Here is a 6,238-nt window from a genome sequence, read left to right as displayed (position 1 = left end):
AATTTGATCCAGCTTTTTTGTTTGTTAACTATCGTCTCGCAGAATGATCGGCCTTAATTCTTTATTCCGAAATTCAGCTGATCTAAATAAGGGTTCGCATGTGCATAATCTACAGAAGAAACTTTATAGTCTGTAGGTGCAAAACTGGCTGCTGTACTTAAAGTCATTCCCAATTCAAAACGCATCGGGTAAGGCGTTTGCAATAAACAGCCTTCCGGTGTGTACGGGAAAGTCTCAATATAAGATTGTGTCATGTTCTGAGAGATCCTTCTATTGATATAAGCACGTGTTAATTGGTAAGGATGACGCAGGCCCGCAGCGCCAAGCAATTCCACGGCACTGGCTACCGTTAAACGGTGGAAATTAAATACCCGCACTTTTTTATCATCTACCACCAGGCCTTTTGTCAGACTTGGATCCTGTGTGGCTACACCCGTAGGACAAGTATTGCTGTTGCATTCCAAAGCCTGTATACAACCCAAAGCAAACATCATTCCGCGTGCAGTATTACATACATCTGCCCCTAAAGCAATATTTTTTACCAGGTCAAATCCAGAAGTGATTTTACCGGAGGCGACTATCTTAATGTGTTTTTTAAGGTCAAAGCCAGTCAGCACATCATAAACGAACGCTAAAGCTTCCCTTAAAGGCGTACCTACAGCATTGGAGAACTCCTGCGGAGATGCACCAGTACCACCTTCACCCCCATCAACGGTAATGAAATCTACATAACTTTTAGATTCCACCATCGCCTTACAGATGGCAAAGAATTCACTTTTACGACCTATAGAAAGTTTGATCCCCACAGGTTTACCCCCTGAAAGTTCTCTTAATTTCTTCACAAAAGTGATCATTTCCAGTGGTGTAGAGAATGCAGAGTGGCCCGGGGGCGAAATCACGTCAAAACCTTCTTTAACCAGTCGTATCCTGGAAATTTCCGGCGTTACTTTCTTCGCTGGCAAAATACCCCCGTGTCCAGGTTTAGCACCCTGAGAGAGCTTTACCTCGATCATTCTCACCTGTTCGGTTTTTGATCTTTCCGCAAAAGCTTCGTAGTTAAAAGTTCCATCGTGGTTACGACAGCCGAAATAACCAGTACCAATTTGCCATACCAGGTCACCACCCGGCCTCAAATGGTAATCACTGATACCGCCTTCTCCGGTATTGTGCATGAAATTACCCAACTTCGCACCGCCATTTAAGGCTAAAATAGCATTCTGACTCAGGGAGCCAAAGCTCATTGCCGAGATGTTATAAATACTTGCCGAATAGGGTTGTGTACATTCCGGGCCACCAATAAGCACCCTTGGATCTTCATTCAATTCATGATGACTGATAGCCGAAATACTATGGCTAAGCCATTCATAGCCGTTTTCGTAAACGTCAAGCTGCGTACCAAAAGGAATAGTATCATTTTCTTTCTTTGCTCTTTGATAGATAAGGGAACGGTTCAACCTGCTGAAAGGTTTACCATTGGTATCACTCTCTACAAAATACTGATAAACTTTGGGCCGCAGGTCTTCCATTAAATACCTCAAACGGCCAACTACCGGATAGTTCCTTACAATACTGTGTTTAGGCTGGTACAGATCGTAAAGACCGAGTAAAACGATAGGACCGACAAAAATAAACGCCCAGAAAAACGGGTGCCATGCTAAACCAATCATAACCGTAGCTGTGACTAAAAACGCAGCTATTGCAACAAAAGCCTTTCTCATATGTTAATATACTAAATAACGGGCAATAGTACGGCATTTATCCAAATACAAACGAAAGTTTTTTATATTTTTACATATGTTAATCAAAATATATCCTGAAAATCCAAATCCCAAAGCTATTGAACAAGCAGTAGAAATATTAAAAAAAGGGGGATTAATCATTTATCCCACTGATACGATATATGGTTTAGGATGTGACATCACCAATCAAAAGGCAATAGAAAAAATTTGTCAGATCAAGGGCATCAAACCAGAGAAAGCAAACTTCTCCTTTGTCTGTGCCGACCTGAGAAATATTTCAGACTATATTAAACCTATTGACAACATTACTTTCCGGATTTTGAAGAAGGCCCTGCCTGGCCCCTATACCTTTATCTTCAATGCCAATAACAATGTTCCCAAATTGTTAAGCTCAAAAAAGAAAACTGTCGGCATTAGGGTGCCTGATAATGCCATCGCACAGGAAATTGTACGGCAGCTTGGAAATCCGATACTTTCAGCTTCCATTAAAGATGAAGATGAATTGATAGAATACTCCACAGACCCTGAATTGATCCATGAAAAATATGAAGGCCGGGTGGAGTTGGTGATTGACGGCGGTTACGGCGACAATGAACCTTCCACTGTGATTGACTGCACTTCAGGGGAGTTTGAAGTAATCAGGGAAGGTAAAGGAAGTCTGGATGATTTATTTTAATCATTACAGCCAGACTTCCCCGGTTGAAAATTAGCTGGCAAATTCTGCCATAAATTTTTCTATATTTTCACTTGATTTATCTTCGGCAAGCACTTTAACAAAGGCAGTACCAATAATAGCACCATTGGCATACTGACAAGCCTTTTCAAAAGTTGCTTTGCTATTGATACCAAAGCCGATCATGATTGGATTTTTCAGGTTCATAGCTGCAATCCTGGCGAAATAATCATCTGTATTTTGTGATAGCTGTAAATTCTTGCCGGTAGTAGCAGAAGAAGACACCATGTAGATAAATCCGGTGGTGAGCGAGTCGATTTTCCTAACTCTTTCTTCAGAAGTTTGAGGCGTTACCAAAAAGATATTGCTCAGGTTATATTTTTTAAAAGTATCCTGGTAGTATTCTTCATATTCCACCATTGGCAGGTCAGGTACAATACAGCCATCCACACCCACTTCTACACAAGCTTTACAAAAATTATCAATGCCAAACTGTAACATCGGATTTACATAACCCATCAACAAAATCGGGATGTTCACTTTGCTCCGCAAATCTTTCAACTGCTGAAATAACAACTTAAGGTCCATACCACTGTCCAGCGATTGTTTGCTGCTGGCCTGGATTACTGGACCATCAGCCACAGGATCAGAATACGGAATGCCTATTTCAAGCATATCAGCACCGGCACGCTCGAGTTCTTCAGCAATTTTCAGGGTATCACCAAGTTCAGGATAACCTGCAGTATAGTATATAGATAGGATGTTAGATTTTTTATCCTGGAATAACTTATTAATTCTGTTCATTTAAGCGTTTTTATAGTCCAAAAAATTTCATGTAAGTATCCATGTCTTTATCGCCTCTGCCCGACAAACACAGCACCACATTTTCATTACCTTTAAACTGCATTTTATCGAGGTAAGCCAGTGCATGTGCACTTTCAATAGCAGGAATAATACCTTCCAGTTGCGTACATAGCAATCCGGCCTGTAACGATTCTTCGTCGGTAACAGACACATACTGCCCCCGGCCGGTTTTAAACAAATGCGCATGCTGAGGGCCTATACCGGGATAGTCTAAGCCTGCAGAAACAGAAAAAGGCTCTACCACCTGTCCGTCATGCGTTTGCATCAGGATGCTTCTGCTGCCATGCAGCACACCTTCTTTACCCAAAGCCGTTGTAGCAGCCGAAAAGCCACTATCTACCCCTTTTCCTGCAGCCTCTACGGCAATTAGCTTCACGTTTTCATCTCCAATAAAGTGGTAGAACATACCCATGGCATTACTGCCGCCACCTACACAGGCCAATACATAATCAGGCTGATCGCAGCCAGTTTGCTCCAGTAATTGTTTTTTGGTTTCTTCAGAAATAATCGACTGAAATAAGGCTACCATATCCGGATAAGGATGTGGGCCAACCACAGAACCAATGATGTAATGCGTATCCACAGGATTATTTACCCAGTCGCGCATGGCCTCGTTGGTAGCATCTTTAAGTGTTTTTGATCCTGAAGTAGCCGGAACAACTTTTGCACCCAGCATTTTCATCCTGGCTACGTTCGGTGCCTGGCGTTCGATATCAATTTCGCCCATGTAGACCACACATTCAAGGCCCCGTAAAGCACATACGGTAGCTGTGGCAACCCCATGCTGACCAGCACCGGTTTCTGCAATGATGCGCTTTTTGCCCAGGCGCTCTGCCATTAAAATCTGTCCGATGGTATTGTTGATTTTATGTGCACCAGTATGGTTGAGGTCTTCCCGTTTCAGGAATATATTGGCATTGTACTTTGCGGATAAACGCTTTGCCAGGTATAATGGCGAAGGGCGGCCTACATAATCCTTTAATAACTGATGAAATTCCTTTTGGAACGATTCATCATTGATAATCTTTAAGTAGTTCTGTTTAAGTTCTTCTACATTTGGATATAACATTTCGGGAATATATGCTCCACCAAAATCTCCGTAATATCCTTTTTCGTTGACAAAATAGTTCATATTCTATTTATTTTATTCCGTTGGCCTCAGCGCCAACCGGGAACAGTTTATTTTTAAATTCTGTTAATTTATCAATATCCTTTAAACCAGGGGCCAGTTCAAATTTACTGTTGATGTCAATAGCAAACAAGTAGGGATCGTTGATCTGCTGCAGATCCTCCAGACTTTCTGGTCCGATGCCCCCACTTAAGAAGTAGGGTACCTTTAATTGATAGTCTTTCAACAATGACCAGTTAAAAGAAACCCCCGAACCCCCATAACCGGGTGTTTTTGTATCAAAAAGAAAGTAATCTACAATTTTCTGGTAAGGTTTTAAAATATTGAAATCAAATCCTTCTGCAACGCCAAAGGCTTTGATCAAAGTGATGGAAGGATTAAGCTTTTTTAAAGCTTTACAATAATTTGGGCATTCGTCACCATGGAGCTGTATGGCAGACAGCTTAAATTTCACCATGTATTCCTGGATCAGGTGGAGCTGCTCATCAACAAAGACACCTGTTTTACAGATAGCTGCAGGTATCGCATTAATGGTAGCTGCAGGCAGGTCACCTACGTATCTTTTAGATTTAGGATAAAAGATAAAGCCGAGATAATCAGGTAGCAGCGCTGCTACTTGGGCAATGTTTGCAGGATCCTGCATTCCGCATATCTTTAGTTTGGGTTGCTTCATTTTTTTTAATACTTAGGCGTTGATGCGGATTTCGTTGAAATTCAACAATTTCCTGAAGCTTTCTAATGCCTTTTTAGACATTAAAGACTCTTCTGCCTGGTAGAAACAATCGGCAAAGCTTTTAGTGTTATCAATTGTTTGTAAAGCCATTGCCGCATTACATAAAACGACACTGTTCTGGGCATCCGTTCCTTTGCCATCCAGTACGTCAACGAATATCTTTGCCGATGAGGCTACGGTTTCTCCGCCCCTTATTTCCTGTTCATTGATGGGCTCAAAGCCGAAATCAGCAACTTTCATTAAGGCCTCCCCTTTTTTACTGAAAGTTTTAACGCTGCAGGTTAAGGAGATCTCGTCGAAACCATCCAGCGCATGGATAATGGTATAGTTTTTATCGGTTTCCTGGTATAAGTAAGCATAAAGGCGTGCCAGTTCAAGGCTAAAAACCCCAACGAGTTGATTTTTAGGCTCTGCAGGATTACACATAGGCCCCAGCATATTGTAAAAGGTCTTTACCCCAAGCTCTTTACGGATCGGAGCAACAATTTTCATCGCCGGGTTGAAGATCGGCGCATGGATAAAACAGATGCCTGCGTCATCAAGGCTGCGTTTGAGCACATCTTTATCACCCGTAAACTGGTAACCGAGGTACTCCATCACATTGGAAGAACCGCATCCGGAGGATACACCATAATTACCATGTTTGGCCACTTTGTTTCCAGTACCCGCTACCACAAAAGAAGCAAGGGTGGATATATTGAAAGTATCCTTGCCGTCACCACCGGTGCCACAAAGATCGATCAGTGAATAGTCTGAAAGGTCAATCTTCACACACAACTCGAGCATCGCATCCCGAAAGCCCTGCAGTTCCTGTACGGTAATGTTGCGCATTCCATAAGCGGTAATGAAGGCAGCAATTTGAGTAGGATTGAATTCCCCCATGGCAATGGAGGTCAAAATTCGCTTCGCTTCGGCTCTGCTGAGGCTTTTGTTCTCGAACAGATAGTTTAAAATTTTCTTCATGGCTACAAAACAAAAAAGGTTGCTATTTACAGCAACCCTCAAATTATTTATATAAAATAAAACGTTCAATACAGGGTTACATTACGCATCTGCGTTATGCCACCACCAAATATTAAGTCCGTTTGTTAAAATCATCT

The 6,238-nt window shown here is 41.9% G+C and carries 6 protein-coding genes; 1 reads left to right on the top strand and 5 read right to left on the bottom strand.

Annotated features, from left to right (window positions below; all coding sequences use genetic code 11):
- Nucleotides 1–53: 53 nt before the first annotated feature.
- Entirely contained in the window at nt 54–1,718 is a 1,665-nt protein-coding gene (locus tag WG905_RS02565; protein WP_339590123.1) for an FMN-binding glutamate synthase family protein, read from the bottom strand.
- A 76-nt stretch (nt 1,719–1,794) separates the two neighbouring features.
- On the opposite strand from WG905_RS02565, the gene WG905_RS02560 reads away from it, so the two are divergent.
- Complete coding sequence (locus WG905_RS02560) at nt 1,795–2,415, top strand: L-threonylcarbamoyladenylate synthase (protein WP_339590122.1); 621 nt, start codon at nt 1,795–1,797, stop codon at nt 2,413–2,415.
- Between the two features lie 30 nt (nt 2,416–2,445).
- Here WG905_RS02560 and trpA read toward each other — a convergent pair whose 3' ends face one another.
- The 4 genes from trpA to trpD are packed head-to-tail and all read right to left on the bottom strand — an operon-like array spanning nt 2,446 to nt 6,101.
- On the bottom strand, nt 2,446–3,216 hold the full coding sequence (gene trpA / locus WG905_RS02555) for a tryptophan synthase subunit alpha (protein ID WP_339590121.1): 771 nt from the start codon (nt 3,214–3,216) through the stop codon (nt 2,446–2,448).
- A 10-nt stretch (nt 3,217–3,226) separates the two neighbouring features.
- A complete protein-coding gene (gene trpB / locus WG905_RS02550; RefSeq protein WP_339590120.1) occupies nt 3,227–4,408 on the bottom strand; it encodes a tryptophan synthase subunit beta in 1,182 nt (393 codons plus the stop codon).
- A gap of 7 nt (nt 4,409–4,415) precedes the next feature.
- Nucleotides 4,416–5,078 carry a phosphoribosylanthranilate isomerase gene (locus tag WG905_RS02545; RefSeq protein ID WP_339590119.1) on the bottom strand — a complete coding sequence of 221 codons (663 nt, stop codon included), beginning with the start codon at nt 5,076–5,078 and terminating at the stop codon, nt 4,416–4,418.
- 12 nt (nt 5,079–5,090) lie between these two features.
- Nucleotides 5,091–6,101, bottom strand: coding sequence for an anthranilate phosphoribosyltransferase (gene trpD, locus WG905_RS02540; protein ID WP_339590118.1), 1,011 nt, complete (start codon nt 6,099–6,101; stop codon nt 5,091–5,093).
- Between the last annotated feature and the right edge of the window lie 137 nt (nt 6,102–6,238).

The organism is Pedobacter immunditicola, from assembly GCF_037482985.1.
In the GTDB taxonomy this organism is placed as follows: Bacteria; Bacteroidota; Bacteroidia; order Sphingobacteriales; family Sphingobacteriaceae; genus Pedobacter; species Pedobacter immunditicola.
This window is presented reverse-complemented; position numbering and strand designations above follow the sequence as displayed.